A 24,375-nucleotide genomic window follows, 5' to 3' on the forward strand; every position below is an offset into this window, starting at 1 on the left:
GCTGTCGTGGGGTGGCGGTTTCGGCTAGTCTCCCGCTGCCGCCCCGATCGATGAAGTCCGCTTGACCACGCCCGCCCGCCAGCTGTGCCGTCTGTTGTGCGGGCTGGTCCTCGCCGGGCTGGCGACCCTCCCGGCCGTGGGCTCCGACCGCCACGTGCTGGTGCTGGGGCGGATCACCGACGACCCGGCGGCGCACTACGAGCAGCTCAAGCCCCTGCTCGACTACGTGGTCCCGCGCATGGCCGACGTCGGCATCCGCGAAGGGCGGATCCTGATGGCCCGCGACCCGCAGCAGATGCAGAGCTACCTGCGCCGCGGCCGGGTCGACTGGGTCACCGAGACCTCGGCCAGCGCCATGCTGTTGCAGCAGCGCGCCGGCGCCGTGCCGCTGCTGCTGACCGAGCGCACCGGCGTCAGCCGCTATCGCACCGTGTTCTTCGCCCGCCGCGACAGCGGCATCGAATCGCTCGACGACCTGCGCGGGCGCAGCGTGGCGTTCCAGAACCGCGCTTCCACCAGCGCGTACTTCGTCCCCGCGGTGGAGCTGCTGGAGCGCGACCTGCCGCTGGAGATCCTGCTCTCGCCGCTGGACCGTCCCTCGATGGATTCGGTCGGCTACCTGTTCGCGCGCTCCGAGGCCAACATCTCCACCTGGGTCCACAAGCGCCTGGTCGACGTCGGCGCCATGAGCAACCTGGACTGGGACAATCCCCGGGCGATGCCGCCTTCGTACCGTCGCGATCTCAGGATCCTGCACCAGACCCCCGATTACCCGCGCGCGCTGGAGATGGTCCGCGGCGACCTCGATCCCGCGGTGCAGGCGCGGCTGCGCCAGGTGCTGCTGGAGGCGGCAGGCGATCCCGACGCCGCCGAGGCGCTGCTGGGGTTCTTCCAGACCACCCGCTTCCTGGCGCTGGACGCCCAGGCCGGGGAGGAGCTCGAGTACCTGCGCAAGGCGGTGGCGCGGGTGAGCGCGGAAATCGAATGAGCATGCGCTACGGCCTGTACGCGCGCTCGGTCACGGTGCTGCTGGCGGCCATGCTGATCACCCTGGCGGTGATCGTGCTGATCCTGCAGCGCCAGGACGGGATGCGCGACGAGATGCTGGCCCACAGCCGCGATTCGCTTCACGGCCTGGTGTTCAGCCGCCTGCGCGCGCAGGGCGAAGGCCAGGCCGAGCGCCTGGCGGCCAGCCTGGTCAACCCGCTGTACTACTTCGACCTCGATGCGATCGGCGCGGCCATCGCCCAGGTGCAGCGCCAGCCCGACGTCGACTACGTGATCGTCTACTCGGCCGCCGGCGAGGTGATCCACGACGGCTCCCGCGACATCGCCACCTACGGCCAGGTCATGGACGACGTCTTCGCCCGCGACGCCGTCGCCGCGGATGCGGTGCGGGTGCAGAGCGACGACCGCGTGTTCGATGTCGCCGCGCCGGTGCGGATCGGCGAGGAGAAGCTCGGCGGCGTGCGGATCGGCTATTCGCTCGATTCTGTGCGCGCCGACGAGAACCGCGCCACTGCGGTGCTGCGCGACAGCCTGCAGGAGATCGGCCGCCGCCACCTGCAGTGGGTGTTGCTGCTGCTGGCCGCTCTGGTGCTGCTGGGCGTGGCGATGAGCGTGATCGTGCAGCGCGCGCTGGTGCGCCCGATCCGGCTGCTGGCCGAAGCCGCGCGCGAGATCGAGGCCGGCAACTTCAGCGCTGAGGTCCCGGCCAGCCGGCGCAACGACGAGGTCGGCGACCTGATGCGCGGGTTCCGGCGGATGGGCGAGAGCATCGTCCGCCACGACCGCGACATCCGCCGCATGGCCTACACCGACATCCTGACCGGGCTGGCCAACCGGCTGGCGTTCCGCGAGATCCTCGACCAGCGCATGATCCAGTCGCAGGGCGCGGCGCGGCGCCTGGCGCTTCTGTTCACCGACATCGACGACTTCAAGCGCGTCAACGACACCCTCGGCCACGACGCCGGCGACGAGGTGCTGGTGAGCTTCGCCGAGCGCATCCGCAACACCGTCGAACGCGAGGGCGGCGACGGCGCGCTGCTGGCGCGCTTCGGCGGCGACGAGTTCGTGATCCTGGTGGAGGCGACCGACGGCGATATCCGCGAGCGTGCCAGCCGCCTGGCCGCGCGGCTGGTCGAGGAGCTGGGGCGGCCGATCGCGATCGAGCAGCGCCAGGTGTTCCTGGGCATCTCGATCGGCGTGACCCTGTTCCCCGAGGACGCCTCCGGCGCGACCATGCTGATGAAGAACGCCGACATCGCCATGTACCAGGCGAAACTGGCCGGCAAGAACTGCTACCGCTTCTACAGCCGGGCGATGGACCAGGCGGTGGAGCGGCGGGTGCGGATGGAGCAGGACCTGCGCGGCGCCTGGGAGCGCGGCGAACTCAGCCTGGTTTACCAGCCGGTGTTCCGGATGGCCGACAACCGCCTGCTCGGGGCCGAGGCGCTGCTGCGCTGGAAGCACCCGACCCAGGGCATGGTGGCCCCGTCGATCTTCATCGAGGTGGCCGAGCAGAGCGGGCTGATCGAGACGCTGGGCCCGGCGGTGCTGCGCGCCGCCTGCATCGACGCGACCCGCTGGCACCGCGAACTCGGCCACGACGAGCTGTTCGTGGCGGTGAACGTCTCGCCGCGGCAGCTGCGGGCCGGCAACCTGGCGCGCCAGATCGAGGACGTGCTGCGCGAGACCGGGATGGCGCCGCGGCGCCTGCACCTGGAGCTCACCGAGACCGCCGTGATCGGCGACGAACTGCAGATCAGCAGCCTGCTCACGCGCCTGCGCGAGTCCGGGGTACAGGTGTGGCTGGACGACTTCGGCACCGGCTTCTCCGGCCTGAGCCACCTGCGCCGGGTGCCGATCGACGGGGTCAAGATCGACCGCAGCTTCGTCGCCGACGTGCTCCGCGATCCCGACGACCTGGCCCTGACCACCGCGATCATCGCCATGGCGCATTCGCTGGGCATGACCGTGGTGGCGGAGGGCGTGGAGCAGGAGGGCCAGTTCGAGGTGCTGCGCGAACGCGGCTGCGACCTCGCCCAGGGCTACTGGCTCGGCCACCCGATGAGCTCGCAGGAGCTGGCGCGGCTGATCGGCTGACGGCGCGAAGGCCGTGCCCGGGGACTCAGAACAGCATCCCGATCCAGTTGGCCGCGGCCGCGGCCAGGCTTCCGCTGAGCACGCCGAACACCGCGATGGCGACCACGCCCAGGCCCCAGGCCGCCAGCATCAACGCGCCGTCGCGCTCCAGCAGCGCCAGCGCGAACAGCAGCAGCAGCGCGCCGAACAGGTAGTTGGTGAAGGGGATCGGCAGGGCCAGCAGGATGCCGAGCACCACCAGCAGCAGGCCGGTGAACATGGCAGCCGCACGATGCGCGAGCACCGCGTCCAGGCGCGGCCGGACCAGGTGTTCCAGGCGCTCCAGCCAGGGCGAGATGCGGCGCTCGAACCTCAGCAGGGTGCGGCGGTGCGGCCCGCGGCGGGCGATGAAGCGCGGCAGCCACGGCCGCCGCAGCCCGGCCAGCAGCTGCAGGCCGATGAACACGGTGAGCGGGCCGGCGATCGCGCCGGCCAGGCCGGGAATGGGGATGAAGGAGGGGACCGCGGCGATGAACAGCAGCATCCCGAACACGCGCTTGCCGAGGCCCGACAGCAGCTCACGCAGCTCCAGCAGCTCGTCGGGGTCGCCGACCGCGTAGGCGGCCAGCAGTGCGCGCACGCCGGCCTCCGGCGAGGCGTGCCAGCGCCTGCTCCCGGCGCCGGGGCTGTCCTCATCGCTCATCGTCGGCGTCCGCCTCCGGCGGGGGCTGCAGCAGCAGCTTGTCCACGCGCGGGCCGTCCAGGTCCACCACCTCGATGCGCCAGCCGTTCCACTCGAACCATTCGCCGGTGTTGGGGATGCGGCCGAACCTGGCGATCACCATGCCGGCCGCGGTGTGGTAGTCGTGCTCGTCCTCGCCGGGCAGGGGCCCGCCGCCGAGCAGTTCGCGCACGTTGTCGACGGTGAGGCCGCCGTCGACCAGCAGCGACCCGTCCTCGCGCGCGGTGACCAGCGGGGTGGCGTCGGCGCCCTCGCCGGTCTGGGTGCGACCGATCACCGCCTCGAGCAGGTCGTTGACGGTGATCAGGCCGGTGACGTCGCCGTACTCGTCGACCACCAGCGCCAGCGACTGCTGCTCCTCGCGGAAGATCTCCAGCAGCTTCAGCGCCGGGGTGGACTCGGAGACGAACAGGGCGTCGCGCAGGTACTTGAACAGGTCGAATTCGCGCTCGTCGATGCGGTCGAGCAGCGACTTGACCTCGAGCACGCCGAGCACGTCGGCGTCGCTGTCGCGGTAGACCGGGTAGCGCGAGAACGGGGTCTGCCGCATCACCGCCAGGTTCTCCTCGAAACTCTCGCCGGCGTCGAGCCAGGCGATGCGGGTGCGCGGGGTCATCAGGCTTTCGGCGCTGCGGTCGCCCAGCCGCAGCACCCGGTTCATCATGTTGCGCTCGTCGGCGTCGATGACCCCCTGCTCGTGGCTCTCGCTCACCAGCAGCCGGATCTCCTCTTCGCTGACGTGCGCCGCCTGGCTGTCGGACAGCCGCAGCAGGCGCAGCGCGCCGCGCACGCTGGCGCTGAGCAGCCAGACCGCGGGCGTGGCGGCGCGGGCGATGGCGTGCATCGGCAGCGCCACCACCGCCGCCACGCGCTCGGGCGCCAGCAGCGCGAGGCGCTTGGGCAGCAGCTCGCCGAGCACGATGGTCAGGTAGGTGATCAGGCCGACCGCCAGCACCAGCCCGAGGGTCGGCGCGGAGTCGCCGAGCGCCGGGACGGTGGCGGCCAGCCACAGGCCGATCGAATGGCCGATCGCGTCGCCGCCGAACATGCCGGTGAGGATGCCGATCAGGGTGATCCCGACCTGCACCGTCGACAGGAAGCTCTCCGGGTGCTCGGCCAGCTGCAGGGCCTGGCGCGCCGCGCGGCTCTCCGCCGCCCGCTGCTTCAGCCGCGCCTTGCGCGAGGTGACCACCGACATCTCCGACAGCGCGAAGAACGCGTTGCAGGCGATCAGCACCAGGACGATCAGGAATTCCAGCATCCGCCGGATTCCAGGTGCGGGGCGGGGCCGGGGGGCGGTGCGCCGGTGCGGACGAGCGGAAGGCGGGGGGGCGGTCTGGAGTCGTCTTCCATCGTGGTCGCGGGCGCGGCAGCGCGGCTGGAGATCATAGCAGGGGCGGGGCGGGGCGGGCCGGCGCGGCCGGCCGGCGGGCCCGAAACATGACAGTGGCGGGAAATTCCGTCATGAAAGCTTCATAATTCGCGCCCGGAAGCCCCCGGCGGACCGCCCTGGGCATCGCAAGGTCCTGTCCATGCTCTCCCTGCAAACCATCTTCGGCCGCGGCAACCAGTTCTACACCCTGCTCGAGGAGGCCGCGGTGGCGGCCCACGACGCCGCCCGGGCGCTGCACGTGATGCTGCGCGAATCGGACCGCCAGCCGGCGCTGGACGCGTTCCGCCTGGCGCGGCTGCGCGAGCGCGAGGTCTCCAACCGGATCAGCCAGGAGCTGGTGGACAGCTTCATCACCCCGATCGAGCGCGAGGACATCGAGGCGCTCGGCTCGGCGCTCTACAAGATCCCCAAGCAGATCGAGAAGTTCGCCGACCGCTACTCCCTGGCCATCCCGCATCTCGAGCACATCGACTTCGCCCCGCGCGCGGCGATGCTCGAGCAGGCCGCCGGGGTGGTGGTGAAGATGGTGCGCGACCTGAAGCGAATGAAGCTGGAGCCGATGAAGGCGCTCGGCGACGAACTGCGCACCATCGAGAACGAGGCCGACCGGCTGATGCTGGAGCTCTACGGCGACATCTACTCCGGCAGGCTCGATCCGCTGCAGATGTTCCTGCTCAAGGAATTCTTCGAGATCCTCGAGAAGGCCATCGACCGCTGCCGCGAGGCCGGCGTGGTGGCCTACGAAATCGTGCTGAAGAATTCCTGAGGGGCCGGGGATGCTGACCCTGGTCCTGATCGTGGTGGCGACCGCGCTGGTGTTCGAGTACATCAACGGCTTCCACGACACCGCCAACTCCATCGCCACGGTGGTGGCCACCAAGGTGCTGTCGCCGATGCAGGCGGTGGGCATGGCGGCGGTGATGAACCTGATCGGCGCGCTGGCGGGGACCGCGGTGGCCAAGACCATCGCCTCGGGCCTGATCGACGCCGGGGTGGTGGACGTGGGTTCGCAGCTGATCCTGTGCGCGCTGCTGGGCGGAATCACATGGAACCTCATCACCTGGTGGTGGGGCCTGCCGTCCTCGTCGTCGCACGCGCTGATCGGCGGGCTGCTCGGCGCCGCCCTGGCCGCGGCGTCGATGGATTTCGGCGTGGTGATCTGGTCCGAGCCGGCCGACCCGGTCTGGCAGAGCGCCGGGGTGCTGTGGAAGGTGATCGTGCCGATGGTCAGCTCGCCGGTACTCGGCTTCCTGGCCGGGTTCCTGATGATGGGCGTGCTGTTCGCCGCGATCGCGGCGATGGCGCGCGCGGGCGGCTGGCCGGCGCGGATCGCGCGGCCGCGCTGGGTCAACGCGTTCTTCGGCAAGAGCCAGATCGTCAGCGCCGCGAGCATGGGTTTCGCACACGGCATGAACGATGCGCAGAAGACCATGGGCATCATCGCCCTGACCCTGATCAGCGCCGAGGCCGCGGGGACCATGGACGAGCTGCCGGCGCTGCTGGCGTTCCTGCACCCCTCCGAGGCGGCCCTCGCCGAGGGCGACATCGACCTGTGGATCAAGATCACCTGCGCGCTGGTGATGGCTGCCGGCACCGCCGCCGGCGGCTGGCGCATCATCAAGACCCTGGGCCACAAGCTGGTCAAGCTGCACCCGATCCACGGCTTCGCCGCCGAGACCAGCGCGGCGTCGGTGATCCTGGGCGCCTCCTCGCTGGGCATCCCGGTCTCCACCACCCACAACATCTCCGCCGCGATCATGGGCGTGGGCACCGCCAAGCGCCTGAACGCGATCAAGTGGGGCGTGGTGAACAAGATGATCTGGGCCTGGATCCTGACCATCCCGATGTCGGGCGGGATCGCGTTCGGCCTGTTCAGGCTGCTCCAGCGGTTCGGCTGGGTGTAGGAGGGCTAGGGTCCAAGCGGGAACGGCTGGCCCGGTGCCGGACTCCTAGAGCAGGTCGCCGTCGGCCGACAGCGCGCGCTCGAGCCGATCGCCCATGCCGCCGATCTCCAGCACCAGGCGGCCGAGCTCGGCCGCATCCAGCCCGGCGTAGGGCCGGTTCTCGCACAGCTGCAGGTAGGGCACGCCATCGAGGTCGCCGACCGCCAGGTAGCCGACCCGGCTTTCCCAGTTGAATGCCAGCGCGCGGCGCGCGTCGATGCCGGTGATCGGCGCGATCACCGTGCTCACGCGCAGATACGCGCGGCCGTCGTCGTCCTGCAGTTCGGAGAGGAAGATCGCCTGGTGGCGGCGGCCGCTGTCGAGCGAGAGCTCGACGCAGATCACATACGGCTCCTGCATGGTGACGCGGAAATCGGCGGCGCGGAGGTGGCTGCGGACCTGTTCGAAATTCTGCATGCGCTTGCGGTGCCCGAAGTGGATCGTGCGGCTATCCTAATGCCCCATGGACCAGCTGTCTGCCGAGGCGCGCATCCTCGCGGCGATCCGCGCGATCCCGCGCGGATGCGTGGCCGGCTACGGCGAGGTGGCACGCCGGGCCGGGCTGCCGGGCCGCGCACGCCTGGTGGCGCGGATCCTGGCCGGCAACGGCGACGATGCGCTGCCATGGCACCGGGTGTTGCGCAGCGACGGGCGCATCGCCTTCGCCGAAGACAGCCGCGGCTGGCGCGAGCAGGCGCGGCGCCTGCGCGCCGAGGGCGTCGAGGTGCAGCGGGGCAGGGTGCGCATGGCCAGGCCCGGAGCCGACCTCGACGCCGCGCTCTGGGGGCCTTCGGCGTAGGGTTTTTTCCCCGGTATCATGGCGCGTCCCCTCGAGGAGTCCGGATGTTCTCCAATCTCCCCCCAGTCACCAAGGCGTTGCTGATCGCCAACGGTGTGGTCTTCCTGCTGCAGATGGTGCTGAGCGAAGCGCTGTTCCGGCCATTCATGCTCTGGCCGCTCGGCGGCGCCGAGGCCGGCGGCATGTCGTTCCTGCCGTGGCAGCTGCTGACCTACGGGTTCCTGCACGGCAGCCCTTTCCATCTGCTGTTCAACATGCTGGTGCTGCTGATGTTCGGCGCGCCGCTCGAGTACACCTGGGGACAGAAGCGCTTCCTGACCTACTTCCTGGTATGCGTCGGCGGCGCCGGGCTGTGCCAGCTGGTGGTGGTGTCCTGGGCGCTGGCGCAGGGGGGCATGGCCTATCCGACGCTCGGCGCGTCCGGCGGGGTGTTCGGCCTGCTGCTGGCGTACGGCATGCTGTTTCCCAACCAGCGGGTGATGCTGCTGATCCCGCCGATCCCGATGAAGGCGCGGACCCTGGTGATCGTGCTCGGCGCGATCGAGCTGGTCTTCGGCATCAGCGGGACCCGCTCCGGCGTGGCGCATTTCGCTCACCTGGGCGGGATGCTGTTCGGCTGGCTGCTGATCCAGCAGTGGCGCGGGCGCCCGCCATTCAGCCGCACCACCCGCAACAACGTGCGCCGCTTCTAGACGAATCCCGGGCACCGGGCCTGCGCCGGGTCGACGCGGCCGGGATCGGGCATCGCGGCAGAGAGCGGCAAGCTCTTTCCGATTCGCGTCCCCTCAGCGCCAGATCCGGACCTGCTCGTCCTCGTCGCGCTGCATCGGCGCCCCGGCCTTGCAGCCGAAGGTGCTGGCGAAGGCGGGCAGGTTGGCGAGCGGGCCGTTGGCGCGCCACTGGCCCGGGGCGTGCTCGCTGGTCGCGGCCAGGAGGTTCGCCGCGTCCGCCGACATCTGCTGGCGCCACAGTTGCGCCCAGGCGCGGAAGAACGACTGGGCCGATTCCTTCGGCAGTTCGGGATTGGCGGTCTGCAGCGCATCCCAGGCCAGCTCGATGCCGGCCAGGTCGGCGGCGTTCTCGTCGCGGGTGCGGGTGCCGTCGACCATGAGCGCGGTGCCCGCCGGCCAGGCGTAGCCGCTGTACTGGCCGGCCAGGCGGTTGGTCAGGTCGTTCCAGGCGGCCTGGTCGGTCTCGCTCCACCAGGTGCGCACGTTGCCGGCGGCATCGACCACGCGGCCGCGGATGTCGATGCTGCGGCCCAGTTCGTGCCCGACCAGGGCGCCGTAGCTGCCGTAGTGGGCCGCGGCGTCCTGGCTCATGTCCAGCACCGGCGGCTGCAGCACCGCGGCGGAGACGATCAGCCGGTTCTGCGCCAGATCGTAGGCCAGCGCCGGCTGCTGCGGCAGCACTTCCCAGCGCTGGTCGGCGTTCTGCTCGCCGATCCGTCGCATTTCCTCGCGGTGGCGCCAGGTGGAGGCGATCAGCATGTTGCCGCCGAAGCTGCCGCGGCCCATCGGCTGCACGCTGTAATCGAGGTCGCGCTCCGGCGCGCCGATCTCGATGCGCATCGCCGCCAGCTTGGCGCGGGCCTCGGCCTTGGTCGGCTCGCTCATCCAGGCGCTGCGCTCGACGCCGCGCAGCAGCGCGTCGCGCACCTCGGTGGCGATGGTGGTCGCGCGCATCCGGGTGCCGTCGGGCAGGTGGCGGGCGACGTACTCGCGGCCGAGCATCGGGCCGGCGGCCTTGTTGATCGCGTTCAGCACCTGGGCCTGCCGCGGCAGCGGCTCCGGCTGGCCGCGCAGCACCCGGCCGTGGAACTCGAATTCGGCCTCGCGGAAGGTGCGCGACAGGTACGGCGCCATCGCGTTGCCGACGTGGAAGCGCAGGTAGGCCTTCCACTGCGCCGGCTTGACGCTGCCGACCAGCCCGTCCAGGGCCGCGAACAGCTCCGGGTTGGCCATCGAGACGGTGTCGCTCTCGATGCCCAGGGTGGCAAGGAACTCGTCCAGCTGCAGGCGCTTGTACTGCGCGTCGAAGTCCGCGGTCGGGACCGGCGCGTAGTTGCTGCGCGGATCGCGGGCCAGGGTGATCGCGCGCCAGTTGCGGGCGATCGCGGTCTCCAGCTCGATCACCGCGGCGGTATCGGCGTCGAGCGATTTCTCGGCGGTGCCGGCCAGGGCGAGAATGCTGCGCACGTAGTCGCGGTAGCGGTCGAGGATGGCGCGGGTGTCGGCGTCCTCGCGGGTGTAGTAGGCGGGGTCGGGCAGGCCGAGGCCGCCCTGGCCGAAGTAGCCGATGTGGCGGGAAAGATCCGCCAGGTCGACGTCGGCGTTGAAATTGAACGCCACCGGGATGCCGACCTGGTGCAGGGCGGCGATCGCCGGCGGGATGTCGCGGGCCCGGCGGATGCCGTCGATGCGCGCCAACAGCGGCGCGATCGGCTGCGCGCCGTCGGCCTCCACGGCCGCCTCGTCCAGGCCGCTGGCCCAGAAGTCGCCCAGCAACTGCTGGACGTGGTTCTGCGGCGCGCGCATCGCCGCGTCGAGCAGGTCGCGCTGCTGCTGCAGCGCCAGCGCCTGCAGCTCGCCCATCGCCGAGACGCTGCCCGAGCCGATCACCATGTTGGCCGTGAGCCAGTCCTTGTTGACGAATGCGTAGAAGTCGGTGCATTCGGTCGGGCCGGCCGGCGCCCTGGCGGCGCGGCGCTGCGCGCCGGCATCGAGGGGCAGCCCCACCGCCAGGCATGCGGCGAGGGCGAAGGCGAGCGGTCTGGCGTGGGGCATCGCGGGATCCATCCGGAAAGGTCGCGGAAGTCTAGCAAGCTCCCCGGCGGACGCGATGAACGCGCTAGCGCCAAGAGAAAAGGTTCTTCTCGCATGGAGGTGGGAACGCGTCTCCATCCTCCGGCCGCCCCGCTGTGGGAGCGACGGAAGTCGCGACCCCACTAGGCATGCGGTCGTACGCCGATTGCTGGTGCAGTTGGGCTTCGCGGGTGGGCCGGCGAGAACAGCGCCGAGATCCTTGCCGGCACGAGGCCCGTGCACCCGACCGGAATCATCGGCAATTCGGTCGCCCGAAAGAAGCCTCGGCAGCGAATCGCCGGGCGACGCCTGCTCCCGAAGCCCGCGCGCGCCATCGCTCTCGTGGGACAAGATCCAAAAAAGGGCCCGACGGTCGTCGGGCCCTTCGCGGCGGTGCGGGTGGCCGTGGCGGGCTACCAGATCACCACCTGGTCGTCGCCGCCGCGCACCATCGGGTCGCCGGGGCCGCAGTCGAAGGCCGCGGCGAACGCCGGCAGGTTGGAGGGCGCGCCGATCGCGCGGAACCCGGCCAGCGCGTGCTCGTCGGTCTGCAGGCGCCGGTCCAGCTCCTCGGCGGTGAAGTTGCGGCGCCACACCGTGGCCCAGCCGAGGAAGAAGCGCTGGTCGCGGGTGAGGCCGTCGATCATCGGGTCCTCGCTGCCCTCGGTGGCGGTCTTCATCGCGTCGTAGGCCGTGGCCAGGCCACCGAGGTCGGCGATGTTCTCGCCCAGGGTGTGGTTGCCGTTGAGATTGCGGCCGTCCTCGGTGGTGTAGGCGTCGAACTGCGCCACCAGCTTGCCGGTGCGCGCCTTGAAGCCTTCCAGGTCGGCCTCGGTCCACCAGTTCACCATGTTGCCCTGCGGGTCGAAGCGCGCGCCCTGGTCGTCGTAGCCGTGGGTCATCTCGTGGCCGATCACCGCGCCGATGCCGCCGTAGTTGAGCGGGTCGTCCGCCTCGGGGTCGAAGAACGGCGGCTGCAGGATCGCCGCCGGGAAGGTGAGCTGGTTGGCGAGCGGATTGTAGGAGGCGTTGACGGTCTGCGGGCGCATGCCCCATTCGGACCTGTCCACCGGCTGGCCGATCTTGCCGATGTCCCAGCGGTAGTTGAACTCGCGCGCGGCCAGCACGTTGCCGATGTAGCTGTCGCGGGCGGTGGACAGGCCGCTCCAGTCGCGCCACTTGTCCGGATAGCCCACCCGCGGTTCGAAGGTTTCCCACTTCTCCAGGGCCTTGGCCTTGGTCTCGTCGCTCATCCACTCGAGGTTCTCGATCCGGACCTTGAGCGCCTCGCTGAGGTTGCCGATCAGCTCCTCCATCCTGGCCTTGGACTCGGGCGGGAAGGCGACCTTCACGTAGAGCTGGCCGAGCGCCTCGCCGGCGCTGCGGTCGATGGTCTGGAGCACGCGCTTGCCGCGCTCCTTCAGCTCCTGCTGGCCGCCGAGGGTGCGCCCGTAGAAGTCGTGGTTCTGCTCCACGAACGCGTCGGAGAGGAACGGCGAGGCATCGTCGACCAGGTGGAAGCGCAGATAGCTCTTCCACTGCTCCACCGGCACCTCGGCCAGCATCTCGCTGACCTCGGCGTGGTATTCGGGCACCGACAGCGAGAACGTCTCCGGCACCTCCACGCCCTGCGACTGGAAGAACGCGGTGAACGGGAAATTGGGCGAGAGCGCGTCGGCCTCGGCCGGGGTCACCGGGTTGTAGTAGAGCCCGACGTCGCGCGAGAACTCCTCCCGCGACTTAGACACCGAGGCCAGGCGGGTCTCGAACGCCATCACGTCGGCGGCCTGGGCTGCGGCATCCGCCGCGGGTACGCCGGACAGTTCCAGCACCTTGGCGATGTGTGCCACGTAGGCGTCGCGGATCTTCTGCTTGTCCTCGGCGGTGTAGTACGGCGCGTCGGGCAGGCCGAGGCCGCCCTGGCCGGTGGCGGCGATGTTCACCGTCGCGTCCTGGAAGTCGGGCATCGCGCCGATGCCGACCAGGAAGCCGCCGCCGCGGGCCGCGGACTGGCGCAGGTAGTCGGCCACGGCGGCGCCGTCGGCCAGCGCGTCGATCCGGGCCAGCTCCTCGCGCAGCGGCTCGATGCCCTGGGCGTTGATCTTCTCCGCGTCCATGCCGGTGGCCCAGAAATCGCCGACGATCTTCTGCGGCCCGGTGGCGTCCGCGGCGGCCGCGGACTGTTCCGCCAGCTGCCGCTGCACCGCGGTGGAGCGCTCGTCCAGCATCTCGAACGCGCCCCACGAGCTGCGGTCGCCGGGGACCGGGTTGGCCGCCAGCCAGGTGCCGTTGGCGAACGCGTTGAAATCGCGGCAGGCGTCGGCCTCGGCGTCCAGGTCGGCCAGCTGGAAGCGGTTGACCGGCGGCAGGGTGCTCTCGTCGAGAACCAGCGCGGGCGCGGCGGCCCCGGACTCGGCTCCGGAGGCGGCCTCGGAATCGGTCTGGTCGCGGGCGCAGGCGGACAGCGCCAGCGCCACCGCGAGCGGAAGAAGAAGGATTCTGGGGTTGGATCGGATCACGTGCACGCTCCGCCCCGGAGGGGCATCAGGACAAGGAAGGACCCCGGGGATGGGGCATCGGCCACTGTACGCGCCGGTCCGGCGCGGCCGGGCGTGTCGAAGGTCATGGCCCGGCGGAGCGAGCAGGACGCGCGGCGGGCCGGTGCGTCGCCGCGGGAAATCGGGCTAACGCAGCAGCAGCACCGGGACCCGGCAGCTGCGGAGCATCGCCGTGGTGGTGCTGCCGACGATCAGCTGGCGAACCCTGGAGTGGCCGTAGGCGCCCATCACCAGCAGATCGATCCCATGCTCCCTGACGTAGCCGCCGATCACCGACTCGGCCTCTCCCGGGACGATCGAGGCCTCGACCTCGAAGCCGGCAGCCGCCAGCAGCGCGCGGGCCCGGGCCTGGGCCTCTGCAAGCGCGCCGCCGCCGTCCCCGGCGCTGACCAGGTGGCAGGGCAGGCCGCGGACCAGCGGGCTCTGCGCCACCATCTGCACGCACTTGCGGGTGGTGGGGCTGCCGTCGAAGGCGATCGCGAAGCGCTCGACCGCGCGGAACGCGCGCGAAGCGACCAGCAGCGGCCGGTGCACCGCCCGCGCCACGCGTTCGAGGTTGCCGCCCAGATGGCCCTTGTCGAAGTCCGCGGCCTCGCCGCGCTTGCCGACCACGAACAGCCTGGTGCCGCTTTCCAGGCCGGCCAGGGTCTCGACCAGGCTGCCGTGGCGCTGCAACCCGCCGGCCGCGGCCAACCCGGCGCCCGCAGCGCGCTCGCGCGCCCGCGCCAGCAGCAGCCGGCCGTGCTCGGCGGACAGGCGGCTGCGCTTCTGGTCCAGTTCGACCAGTTCCTGCAGCAGTTCCGCCTGCGCCTCGAGCCCGATGTTGCCGCTGTAGTCCGCGCTCGCGGTCGAGTGCTCCTTGCGGTCGAGCACGTGCAGGAACTGCAGCGGCGCCCCCAGCCGCTGCGCGGCCCAGGCGGCGTGGTCGGCGACGCTGTCGGCGTAGACCGAGGCGTCGATGCAGGCCAGCACCTCGCCGTCGGGGGGAATTTCGTAGCCGTTCTCGCTCATCTCGCAGTCCTCAGTGTCCGCCCATCAGGTGCTCGGCGCCGGGCTTGTCGTGCACGCCCAGCCGGTCGACCAGGGTGCGGCTGGCTTCGTCCATGCCCGCCAGCTCCACCTCGGTGCCCTCGCGGCGGAACTTGATCACCACCTTGTCGAGCGCGCCGACCGCGCTCAGGTCCCAGAAGTGCGCACCGGACACGTCGATGCGGACCCGGTCGAGCACCTCGCCGAAATCGAACGCGGCGATGAAGCGCTCCGCCGAGGCGAAGAATACCTGCCCGGTCACCGTGTAGTGGCGGGCGGCGCCGCCCTCGGCCGGGACCGAGCCGACGTGCAGGACCTGGCCGACCTTGCGGGCGAAGAACAGCGCCGACAGCAGCACCCCGGTCAATACGCCCTTGGCCAGGTCGTGGGTCAGGACCGTGACCACCACCGTGGCGATCATCACCAGGCTGGAGGACTTCGGGTAGGTGCGCAGGTCGGCGACCGAGCGCCAGCTGAAGGTGCCGATCGAGACCATGATCATCACCGCGACCAGCGCCGCCATCGGGATCCGTCCGACCCAGTCGCTGGCGAACACCACCATCAGCAGCAACACCACGCCGGCGGTCAAGGTCGACAGCCGGCCGCGGCCGCCGGATTTCACGTTGATCACCGACTGGCCGATCATCGCGCAGCCGGCCATGCCGCCGAGGAAGCCCGAGGCGATGTTGGCGATGCCCTGACCCTTGGCCTCGCGGTGCTTGTCGCTCGGCGTATCGGTGAGGTCGTCGACGATGCTGGCGGTCAGGAACGACTCGAGCAGCCCGACCACCATCAGGGTCAGCGAGACCGGCAGGATGATCCGCAGGGTCTCGAGGTTCCACGGGATGTCGGGCAGCAGGAACACCGGCAGGCTGTCCGGCAGTTCGCCCTTGTCGCCCACGGTGGGCACCTCGATGCCGATCAGCATCGCGGCGCCGGTCAGCAGCACGATCGCCACCAGCGGCGAGGGCACCGCGCGGGTGATCCGCGGCAGGCCGTAGATGATGCCCAGGCCGATCGCCACCATCGGATAGACCATCCACGGCACCGCGATGAGTTCGGGGATCTGCGCCATGAAGATCAGGATCGCCAGTGCGTTGACGAAGCCGGTGATCACCGAGCGCGAGACGAAGCGCATCAGGTCGGCCAGGCGGAGGTAGCCGGCGACGATCTGCAGGATGCCGGTGAGCACCGTCGCGGCGAGCAGGTACTGCAGGCCGTGCTCGCGCACCAGGGTCACCATCAGCAGCGCCATGGCACCGGTGGCGGCGGAGATCATGCCGGGGCGGCCGCCGGTGAAGGCGATCACCACGGCGATGCAGAACGAGGCGTACAGGCCGACCTTGGGGTCGACCCCGGCGATGATGGAGAAGGCGATCGCTTCGGGGATCAGCGCCAGCGCGACCACCAGGCCGGCGAGCAGGTCGGCGCGCACGTTCGGAGACCATTCCGCGCGCAGCTTGGAAAACGTCATGGGAGCAGGTTCCTGACCGCGGCGCAGCCCACGCGGTCGCATCGTCGAAATCGGGAAAGCGCACGGGCGGTCGCCGCGCGGAAGGAGAGGCGATGGCGCTACGGCCGCCGGCCGGGCGCTAGGGTGGCGTCGGCCGGGTCCCGCCGGTGCGGCGGCGGGCGCGCCGCGGCCGGGTTGCCTGCGAAAGCGCGAGGGCGGAGAGAAGGCGTTGCTGCATCGCAGCATGATAGCAGCGCGGCCCGCCGAGAGCCACGCACGGTCCGCTGCCAGTGTCGCGCTCCCCCACGCGGCTCGTGGCTTGTCGCGGCGCCGGCCGCGGCTGTACGGCCGGCGGGATCACGCCGGCGCGGCGACCGCGGCGCTGCGGTCGCGGCCCTGGTGCTTGCCGCGGTACAGCGCCGCGTCGGCACGCTTGAGCAGGTCGACGGGCCCGGGCTCGCGTTCGGGGTCGAACGTCGCGACGCCGATGGTGAGGGTGATGCAGGGTGCGACGTCGGAGTCCGGGTGGGGGATCCGCAGCGCCCGGACGTCGTCCACCAGCGCACCGGCCAGGGCCTCGGCCGCGGCGGCCGTGGTCTCCGGCAGGATCACCGCCAGTTCGTCCCCGCCGTAGCGCGCGGCCAGGTCGCGCGGGCGGCGCGCGTGCGAACCGATGGCCCCGGCGATGCGGCGCAACACCTCGTCGCCGGCCTGGTGTCCATGGCGGTCGTTGTAGTGCTTGAAGTGGTCGATATCGACCAGCAGCAGCGACAGCGGACGGCCCGAGCGCCGCGCGGCGCCGAGCTCGCGCGCCAGCGTGAGGTCGAACATGCGGCGGTTCGCCAGCAGGGTCAGCGCATCCGAATGGGCAAGATGCTGCGATTGGCGCAGCCGGGTGAGCGTCCAGGCCAGGCAGCCGCCCGCCAGCACGGCGAGCGTGGCCGCCGGAGGAAACCAGTAGCGGCCGTAGCGCAGCAACAGCGCGCATCCCAGCAGCGTCGCCAGGGCGACCGCAGCGGTCACGGCCGACGGCCGCCGCCATGGCCCGGGGCCGCCGTACAGCGCCAGCGGCAACAGCACCAGCGCGATCGACGGCAGCCATCGCCACGGGGCAGGCAGCGGGGCGATCGCCTGTCCGGTCGCCAGCGCATTGAGCAGGTTGGCGTGGTATTCGATCGCGGGGACTCGCGGGACGCCGCCGGTCCGCGGAGTCGCCAGGCCGTGGTCGATGCCGGCTGCCGTGACGCCGACCAGGACCCAGCGGTCGCGCAGCAGCGCGGGGTCCACCGTCCCTTCGAGCACATCCAGGTAGGAGACCCGGGTGAAGGCGCCCGGCTCCGCGTACGGGACCAGGATGTGGTGGTCGCGCACCCACTGGAAGGGAAGCGGGCCCGGCTGCCCGGCCAGCCGCAGCCCCGGGAGCGGGGCGTCGTCCGCCGCAGCGGGGCCGACGCGCAGCAGCGCCAGCGCCAGCGACGGCCAGTACGCGGAACCCAGCCCGGCCTTGAGATAGGCGCGCCGCGCGATGCCGTCGCGGTCGATCTCGACATCCACCTGGCCGAGTCCGGCGGCGGCTTCGGCCAGTGGCGGCATCGGCATGACCTCGATCGGCATGCCGCCCGGTTCCGACGGTTCGGCCATGACCGGAAGCACCGTGCTGCCGGTTGCGGCCAGCGCCCGCGCCAGCGCCGCATCGCCGGCCGGATCGCCGGTCGCGGGCTCGGCGAACACGGCGTTCAGGGCGATGCCGCGCACGCCGGCGTGGCGCAGGCGGTCCAGCAACCGCGCATGGACGCCGCGCGACCAGGGCCAGCGGCCGATCTCGGACAGGCTCCGCTCGTCGATCGCCACGATCGCGATGCGCGGGTCCACCGGCTGGTCGAAGCGCGAGAGCAGCGCGTCGTAGATCCACGCGTCGGCGCGCCAGGTGAGCTGAAGCGACAGCAGCACGCACACGGCAAGCGTCGCCAGCAGCGCGGCCACCATCCGTGCGGCAGCGTCGTGCCGGTGCAGGCCGGGCATGGTCAGAGCACCAGCAACAACAGCCCGGCGCCCAGCGCGATCCGGCACGGCAGGCAGCCGGTCCTGACGCTCTGCGTGGGGCCGTACGGGTGCGCGTAGCCATCGTCGTCGACCAGGCGGGTGCGCATGTGCCAGGTGCCGGCGCGCAGCCGGGGCAGCGCGATCCGGTTCTCGTCCAGCGTGCGTTCCAGCTCGATCCGCGAGAAATCCGGATCGCGCGACAGCTGGAACTCGTAGCGCTGCCCGGGTTCGCCGGCGGGCCAGCGGACCTGCAACGCCCGCCCGTCGCGCTCGACCCCGTCCGCGCCGATCGCCGGCCCCGGGTCCGCTTCCTGCACCAGGAAACGCACCGGGTCGCCGAACGGGCCGTGCTTGCCGGCGCCGTCGGTGGCGCCGACGCGCCAGTAGTACTCGCCCGGCGGCAGGGGGGTGGGCGAGCGCTGCTCGTCGCGGCGCAGCCCGGCCAGGTCGACGAGGGGTGCGCGGAACTCGGGGTCGCGACCGACCTGCAGCCGGTAGCGCAGGTCGCCCTCGCTGCGGGTCCAGCGGAACCGCGGACGCGTTCCGGCGGTGGCGGCGCCGTCCTCCGGCGCGATCGCGAACGGCGGGGCCGGCTGGGCCGAGACGCGGAATGCCCGGACCGCATCGCGCCCCTCCAGCCCGTGCGCGTCCAGGGCGCGGACCCGCGCATGGAAGGTGCCATCTCCCGGGACCCGCACCTCGGCACGCGGCGCATCGACCAGCGTGTCCTGCAGCAGCACCAGGAACTCCGGGTCGGCGCCGACCTGCAGCCGGTACCCGCTGGCGCCCTCCACCGGCGGCCAGGCCACGGCGGACGGCATCCGCTGCAGTTCTTCCGGCCAGTCGTCCAGATCCGGCGCCGGCAGCAGCGGCCTGGGCGGAAGCGGATGGCCTCCGGCGTCGCTCAACGTCCCCTCGCCCGGATCCAGCACCACGCCCCGGCCGCCGCCATCCACGCGCACCCGCCCTTCGAGCACTTCGGAGCGGGTCAGGCCGGCATCGCGGGCGATGCGGAACTCGGTACCGCGCACGGTGGCCATGGTGCCCGGGGTATCGAGGATGAAGCGCGAGGCGGGGCCGCGCGCGCGCTGCACCGAATTGGTGGCGCGGCCGCGCAGCAGGCGCATGCGGGTGTCGACCATGCCGGTGGCGCCATAGGCGCCCAGGCGATCCAGGTGGAGTTCGCTGCCGCCCTGCAGTTGCAGGCGGGAGCCGTCGGCGAATCGCAGCGTGAGGTTGGCATCGGGGAGGGTCCGCAGCACGGTACCCGCACCCAGCTGCATGCCGGTGGCGACGGGTGCGGCGGCGTCGGGCGCGTCCGCGGGCGCGGTGGTGGCCCGTCCGTGGAGCGCGATCACCGTGGCCTTCGCCGGCTGCACGCGCAGCCAGGCCACGGGGATCCGCAGCCCGGTGCCGGGGGCGAGCTGCCAGGGATCGGCGACGTCGTTGTAGGCCTGCACGCGCTGCCAGGGCACGTCCTGGCGCAAGTAGGCGCGGCTGATGTCCCAGATCGTGTCGCCCGGCCGGACCCGGTAGCGCCAGTCCTGCGCCGACGCCCCGGCGCTCGCCAGCGCCGTCACCACGAGCAGCAGCAGGACCCATCGGCGGCGCTGCGTCCGCGGATCGAGGCAGGCGGCACTGCACGCCTTCGGTTGCGGAATGGTGAGTCGGTCGTTCCCCAATGCCGGCGCCCTTGCTTGCACGGCGGCCATTGTAAGGGAACGGTCCTTCGTGGCGCCCGACGCCCGCAGCGGTGCCGGGCGGCCGGTCAATCCTGGTACGGCAGGCGCAGCCGGGTCTGGTGGATGTCTCCAGGCGCGCCGGCGTTGCGGACGAAGTAGAGCCGGCCGCCCTCCCAGAGCATCGTCGGGTGGTACTCGTCCGCGGCGCTGTTGACGCATGGGCCGAGGTTTTCGGCCGCCTCGAAGCCGTCGTGGCCCGCCCGGGCCACGTAGAGGTCCCCCCAGCCGTAGCCGGCGTCGGCGAGCGCGTCGTCCGGGCGGTCGAGGCGCGCGAACAGCAGCAGGCGACCGTCCGGCGAGATTTCCGGGTTGTACTCCCATCGCTCCGGCGTGTTGACGCCACCGCCGAGCCGGCGTGCGGGGGCGTAGCTGCCGTCTTGGCGCGGCGCGCTGCGCCAGATGTCGACGTCGCCAACGGGCGTGGGCGCCGCGACCCGGGCGAAATACAGGTTGCCCCGGCGGTCGACGCTCGGGTACAGCTCGTCGTGGCCGTCGGCGTTGACCTCGGGCCCGAGATGCAAAGGGGCGCTCCAGCCGTCGCCGACGCGCCGAACCATCCACAGGTCCATGTCGTTGCGTGCGGCGCCTTCGCGCGGGCGCATCGACGAGAAATAAAGGGTGGCGCCGTCGGGCGCGACGAACGGGTCCATGTCGGCGTGGGTACCGGAGAACGGCGCGACGGTGGGCGCGCCCCACCCGCCATCCTCGCCCGGAGTCGCGGTCATGATCCGCGCCCGTTCGCGGGTGCCGGGCCACCAGCCCTCGCTCGTCGACCAGTAGATGCGGCTGCGATCGGGCACGAAGGAAAGCCGCCACTGCCAGTTCCCGTCGCTGACGACCCCCGGGGCGAACGGCTCGACGGACGGGCAGACCGCCGGGTCGGGGCGCGACTGCGCCGCCGCCGGACCGGCCAGGAGAACGACGGCGGCGAGCGCCGCGGTACGCAACGGGGACATGGTCGGGCGGTCCGGAGGCGGGAGTCGACGCTGGCCCGGCCCGCCGCCAGCGGCAATGGCACCGGGACGAACGGTCGCCCTGGCGGGTCGAACGCACTCCTGCTGTTGCGAGCGTTGGTGCGCTCGCATAGCGTGCCCGGGATGAGCTTCAAGTCGCCCCTGTTCTGGCTCGCGATCGTCGGCGGATGGACGCTCTTCGGCCTGTTGCTGTCGGCGCAGTTGCTGACCATGGACCTGGCCGACGGCACCAGGATGGCGGCCGGGACCGCACTCCGCCTGGGCATGGCCTCGGGCCTGCTCTGGATCCCGATGGTGGTGGTACTGCTGCTGTGGGTGCGGGCGTTGCCGATCGGACGCGCGCGGTGGTGGGTCTCGGCCGGCGCGGCGCTGCTGCTGGTGGTGGCGCTGGCGGCGCTCCGCGTTGCCGCGGTGGCGGTGCTGAACCCGTGGATCGGCTGGTACCAGGAGTTTCCGGGCTTCTGGCCCGAGCTGGTGGCCAGCTTTCCCAAGAACTTCCTGCTGCTCTGCCTGATGGTGGGCGTGGCCCATGCCGGGCTGTTCGCCCAGCGCGCCCATCAGCGCGAGCGCGAGGCCGAGCAGCTGAAGGCGCGCCTGACCGAGACCCGGCTGGAGGCGCTGGGCGCCCAGCTCAATCCCCATTTCATGTTCAACGCGCTCAATTCCATCGCCGAGATGGTGCATCGTGATGCGGACGCGGCCGACCGGATGCTGGTGGGGCTCGGCGAGCTGCTGCGCAGCAGCCTCGACCACCAGCGTTCGCAGCTGGTGCCGCTGGGCGAGGAGCTGCGGCTGCTGCGCCACTACCTCGAGATCGAGAAGGTGCGCCTGGGCGAGCGCCTGCAGCTGCGTTGGCTGGTCGAGCCGGGCCTGGAGGACGTGCTGGTACCGCCCCTGGTGCTGCAGCCGCTGGCCGAGAACGCGATCCTGCACGCCATCGCCCCGCGAACGGCGGCCGGATTGCTGCAGGTGGTGGCCCGGCGCGAGGGCGCGCACCTACTGCTCGAGGTCGCCGACGACGGCGACGGCATTCCCGGCACGCGCCGCCACGGCACTGGCCTGAGCAACATCCGCGCGCGGCTGCGCTACCTGTTCGGCGACGACCAGGCGGTCGAACTGCGCAGCGGCCAAGGCGGCGGCACCACGGCCCGGGTGCGGCTGCCGTGTACCCGCGAAGCGGTGGCGGCATGACCCGTCTGCGTGCGGCGATCGTCGACGACGAGCCGCTGGCGCGTGCGCGGCTGGTGCGGCTGCTGCGCAACGAGGGCGACGTCGAGGTGGTGGCCGAGTACGCGGACGGCCTGCAGGCGGCGGCGGGCCTGCCGAAGGTGGCAGCCGACGTGGCCTTCGTCGACGTGCGGATGCCGCACGTCGACGGTTTCGGGATGCTTGAGCGGCTGCCGCCGGCGCGCCGCCCGCTGGTGGTGTTCGTGACCGCCTATTCGGCGCACGCACTGCAGGCGTTCGACGCCGCGGCGGTGGACTACCTGATGAAGCCGGTCTCACCGGAGCGGCTGCACGAGGCGGTGGCGCGGCTCCGGCTGCGGCTGGGCGGCGGTGCTGCGTCCGCCTGCGGCGACTACCCGGAGCGCCTGGCGGTACCGGACGGCCAGCGCCTGCGCATGGTCGCGGTGGCCGAGATCGAGTACGTGCTCGCCCAGGGCAATTACCTGGAGCTGCACCTCGACGGCCGCGCCCTGCTGCTGCGCGAGACCATGGCGGCGTTCGCGCAGCGCCTGGATCCGCGCCGGTTCGTGCGGATCCACCGCTCGCGGCTGGTGCGGATCGACGCGGTCGAGCAGGTCGAGGCCTGGGGGGCCGCCCAGTACTGGCTGCGCCTGCGCAGCGGCGCGTGCATGACTTCGGGTCGCAGCTACCGCGAGCCGCTGCGCCAGGCGCTGGGCATCTCCCGCGCGCCGCACCAGCGGACCGGCGAGGATCTGCACGCCGGGTGAGGCGCGCGCTCCCGACCGGCCCGGCTGAACACCGGGAGGCCGCGGCGCTGGCGGGACGGTCCGCGCTCGCGTAGACTCCGCGTCTGTTCTGCAAAACGGCTACCCCTGCCCACCGGCAGAGACGATCCTGGTATGCCCGCCGCGGGAATTTCCCCGGCAACTTATTCCGCACGTCCATCGTCGCGCAGATCAACGGTTCGGAAGCTTCCGCACCGTCACCATTTACTCGCAGCGCGGTTCTGGATAGCTCCGAGTAAGCCGTCACGGTCGCCCGACCGGTCCGCCCAAGGCGGCCGGCGCCGCGCCGCGACGTACAGGAGCATCACACGCATGACGTTCGAAACCCTCGGGCTCTCGCCCGCGCTGCTGCGCGCGCTGTCCGACACCAACTACACCGTGCCCACCCCGATCCAGGCCCAGGCGATCCCGCTGGCGCTGGCCGGCCACGACCTGCTGGGCGGCGCCCAGACCGGCACCGGCAAGACCGCCGCCTTCGGCCTGCCGCTGCTGCAGCGGCTGGCCAAGGAGACCCCGCCCAAGGGCCCGCGCAAGCCGCGCGCGCTGATCCTGGTGCCGACCCGCGAGCTGGCGGTGCAGGTGGGCGAAAGCCTCAAGGCCTACGGCCGCCACCTGCGCCTGCACGTGGCGACGATCTTCGGCGGCGCCGGCATGCAGCCGCAGATAGAGAACCTGCGCCGCGGGGTCGACATCCTGGTGGCGTGCCCGGGGCGCCTGCTCGACCACATGGAACAGGGCCATGCCAAGCTCGACGCGGTCGAGATCCTGGTGCTGGACGAGGCCGACCGGATGCTCGACATGGGCTTCCTGCCGGCGATGAAGCGGGTACTGGCGCGGGTGCCCAAGGATCGGCAGACGCTGCTGTTCTCGGCCACGTTCGAGCCGCGGATCAAGGCCTTGGCGCTGGAGTTCATGCGCGACCCGAAGCAGGTGCAGGTGGCCGCCCAGAACACCATCGCCGAGACCATCACCCACCGCGTGCATCCGGTCGATGCGGCGGGCAAGCGCGACCTGCTGGTCGAGATCCTGGCGCGGCGGCATACCGAGCGGGTGCTGGTGTTCGGCAAGACCAAGCACGGCTGCAACCGGCTCGCCGAGCAGCTGGAGCAGGCCGGGCTGCCGGCGGTGGCGATCCACGGCAACAAGAGCCAGGCGCAGCGCCAGAAGGCGCTGATCGCGTTCAAGGCCGGCAAGGCGCGGATCCTGGTGGCCACCGACGTGGCGGCGCGCGGGCTGGACATTCCGGACCTGCCGCTGGTGATCAACCACGACCTGCCGATGGTGGCCGAGGACTACATCCACCGGATCGGCCGCACCGGCCGCAACGGGGCGACCGGCGAGGCGTTGTCGCTGGTGGCGCCGGAGGAGGGCGGACTGCTGCGCCAGATCCAGCGCATGCTCAAGGCCGACATCGTCATCGACACGGTCGAGGGTTTCGCGCCCAGCCGCCCGATCGATCTCAACGCGCCGATCCCGAAGAACGGCGGCGGCCAGCGCCAGGGCCAGCGCACCCAGGCGCGCGCCCCGGGCAAGCCGGCGCACCGCGCCCATGGCAAGCCGCAGGCGCGCGGCCCGCAGGCCCATGCCGGGCCGAAGCAGCACCGCGGCGGCGCCAAGCCGTCCGGTGCGCGCCGCGGGGCTCGCGCCTGATCCACCGGCCGCAACGCGGAACCAAAGAGGGGTCGGCATTGCCGGCCCTTTTTTGTTCTTCTCCACACTGGGAAACACGTCCCGATCCGCCGGTTGCGCGCCTGGCAGGATCGACGGATGTCGCGGCTGGCGGAATGCGAGGGCTTCTTGTACTGACTCGCCGGCGCGGGTTGGCTTCGCGGCCGGGC

19 protein-coding genes are annotated in these 24,375 nt (G+C 71.7%); 9 read left to right on the forward strand and 10 right to left on the reverse strand.

Translation table 11 applies throughout. From position 1 onward, the window contains the following. The first annotated feature begins 94 nt into the window (after positions 1 to 94). Both QFW77_RS10155 and QFW77_RS10160 read left to right on the forward strand, forming a co-directional pair. Positions 95 to 988 (forward strand): phosphate/phosphite/phosphonate ABC transporter substrate-binding protein, encoded by an 894-nt coding sequence (locus QFW77_RS10155; RefSeq protein ID WP_425603314.1) that lies wholly within the window; start codon positions 95 to 97, stop codon positions 986 to 988. Then, complete coding sequence (locus tag QFW77_RS10160; RefSeq protein ID WP_425603312.1) at positions 985 to 3,105, forward strand: putative bifunctional diguanylate cyclase/phosphodiesterase; 2,121 nt, start codon at positions 985 to 987, stop codon at positions 3,103 to 3,105. Before QFW77_RS10155 ends, QFW77_RS10160 begins: the two co-directional genes overlap by 4 nt. Positions 3,106 to 3,130: 25 nt before the next feature. On the opposite strand, the gene QFW77_RS10165 is transcribed toward QFW77_RS10160, so the two are convergent. Together QFW77_RS10165 and QFW77_RS10170 are read right to left on the reverse strand one after the other, a co-directional pair. Then, complete coding sequence (locus QFW77_RS10165) at positions 3,131 to 3,787, reverse strand: exopolysaccharide biosynthesis protein (RefSeq protein WP_280574525.1); 657 nt, start codon at positions 3,785 to 3,787, stop codon at positions 3,131 to 3,133. Beyond that, a complete protein-coding gene (locus tag QFW77_RS10170; RefSeq protein ID WP_280574526.1) occupies positions 3,777 to 5,087 on the reverse strand; it encodes a hemolysin family protein in 1,311 nt (436 codons plus the stop codon). Before QFW77_RS10170 ends, QFW77_RS10165 begins: the two co-directional genes overlap by 11 nt. A 271-nt stretch (positions 5,088 to 5,358) precedes the next feature. On the opposite strand from QFW77_RS10170, the gene QFW77_RS10175 reads away from it, so the two are divergent. Next, positions 5,359 to 5,985 (forward strand): DUF47 domain-containing protein, encoded by a 627-nt coding sequence (locus QFW77_RS10175; RefSeq protein WP_280574527.1) that lies wholly within the window; start codon positions 5,359 to 5,361, stop codon positions 5,983 to 5,985. A 10-nt stretch (positions 5,986 to 5,995) separates the two neighbouring features. Next, a complete protein-coding gene (locus QFW77_RS10180) occupies positions 5,996 to 7,123 on the forward strand; it encodes an inorganic phosphate transporter (RefSeq protein WP_280574529.1) in 1,128 nt (375 codons plus the stop codon). 45 nt (positions 7,124 to 7,168) lie between these two features. On the opposite strand, the gene QFW77_RS10185 is transcribed toward QFW77_RS10180, so the two are convergent. Then, on the reverse strand, positions 7,169 to 7,579 hold the full coding sequence (locus QFW77_RS10185) for a hypothetical protein (RefSeq protein ID WP_280574531.1): 411 nt from the start codon (positions 7,577 to 7,579) through the stop codon (positions 7,169 to 7,171). Between the two features lie 46 nt (positions 7,580 to 7,625). On the opposite strand from QFW77_RS10185, the gene QFW77_RS10190 reads away from it, so the two are divergent. Next, positions 7,626 to 7,961: an MGMT family protein gene (locus QFW77_RS10190; RefSeq protein ID WP_280574532.1), complete on the forward strand. Its 336-nt coding sequence runs from the start codon at positions 7,626 to 7,628 to the stop codon at positions 7,959 to 7,961. Positions 7,962 to 8,005: 44 nt separating this feature from the next. Then, a complete protein-coding gene (locus QFW77_RS10195) occupies positions 8,006 to 8,653 on the forward strand; it encodes a rhomboid family intramembrane serine protease (protein WP_280574533.1) in 648 nt (215 codons plus the stop codon). 93 nt (positions 8,654 to 8,746) lie between these two features. Here QFW77_RS10195 and QFW77_RS10200 read toward each other — a convergent pair whose 3' ends face one another. The 7 genes from QFW77_RS10200 to QFW77_RS10230 all read right to left on the reverse strand — a co-directional run bounded on the left by QFW77_RS10200 (position 8,747) and on the right by QFW77_RS10230 (position 20,546). Beyond that, positions 8,747 to 10,747 carry a M13 family metallopeptidase gene (locus QFW77_RS10200; protein WP_280574534.1) on the reverse strand — a complete coding sequence of 667 codons (2,001 nt, stop codon included), beginning with the start codon at positions 10,745 to 10,747 and terminating at the stop codon, positions 8,747 to 8,749. A gap of 431 nt (positions 10,748 to 11,178) precedes the next feature. Next, complete coding sequence (locus QFW77_RS10205) at positions 11,179 to 13,284, reverse strand: M13 family metallopeptidase (protein WP_280574536.1); 2,106 nt, start codon at positions 13,282 to 13,284, stop codon at positions 11,179 to 11,181. A gap of 165 nt (positions 13,285 to 13,449) precedes the next feature. Next, positions 13,450 to 14,334, reverse strand: a complete 885-nt coding sequence (locus QFW77_RS10210; protein WP_280574537.1) for a universal stress protein — start codon at positions 14,332 to 14,334, stop codon at positions 13,450 to 13,452. 10 nt (positions 14,335 to 14,344) lie between these two features. Continuing rightward, positions 14,345 to 15,826: a SulP family inorganic anion transporter gene (locus QFW77_RS10215; protein WP_280574538.1), complete on the reverse strand. Its 1,482-nt coding sequence runs from the start codon at positions 15,824 to 15,826 to the stop codon at positions 14,345 to 14,347. A 336-nt stretch (positions 15,827 to 16,162) separates the two neighbouring features. Continuing rightward, entirely contained in the window at positions 16,163 to 17,827 is a 1,665-nt protein-coding gene (locus QFW77_RS10220) for a CHASE2 domain-containing protein (protein WP_280574539.1), read from the reverse strand. Positions 17,828 to 17,829: 2 nt separating this feature from the next. Beyond that, positions 17,830 to 19,530, reverse strand: a complete 1,701-nt coding sequence (locus QFW77_RS10225; RefSeq protein ID WP_280574540.1) for a FecR domain-containing protein — start codon at positions 19,528 to 19,530, stop codon at positions 17,830 to 17,832. Between the two features lie 86 nt (positions 19,531 to 19,616). Then, positions 19,617 to 20,546, reverse strand: coding sequence for a TolB family protein (locus tag QFW77_RS10230; protein WP_280574541.1), 930 nt, complete (start codon positions 20,544 to 20,546; stop codon positions 19,617 to 19,619). 117 nt (positions 20,547 to 20,663) lie between these two features. Here QFW77_RS10230 and QFW77_RS10235 point away from each other — a divergent pair, with 117 nt between their 5' ends. From QFW77_RS10235 to QFW77_RS10245, 3 genes are all read left to right on the forward strand, one after another. Continuing rightward, complete coding sequence (locus QFW77_RS10235; RefSeq protein WP_280574543.1) at positions 20,664 to 21,755, forward strand: sensor histidine kinase; 1,092 nt, start codon at positions 20,664 to 20,666, stop codon at positions 21,753 to 21,755. Further along, entirely contained in the window at positions 21,752 to 22,519 is a 768-nt protein-coding gene (locus QFW77_RS10240; RefSeq protein ID WP_280574544.1) for a LytR/AlgR family response regulator transcription factor, read from the forward strand. The genes QFW77_RS10235 and QFW77_RS10240 overlap by 4 nt, the downstream gene beginning before the upstream one ends. A gap of 330 nt (positions 22,520 to 22,849) precedes the next feature. Next, entirely contained in the window at positions 22,850 to 24,187 is a 1,338-nt protein-coding gene (locus QFW77_RS10245) for a DEAD/DEAH box helicase (protein WP_280574545.1), read from the forward strand. Positions 24,188 to 24,375 lie beyond the last annotated feature (188 nt).

The sequence above is a fragment of the Luteimonas endophytica genome, from assembly GCF_029887875.1.
Taxonomy (GTDB): domain Bacteria; phylum Pseudomonadota; class Gammaproteobacteria; order Xanthomonadales; family Xanthomonadaceae; genus Luteimonas; species Luteimonas endophytica.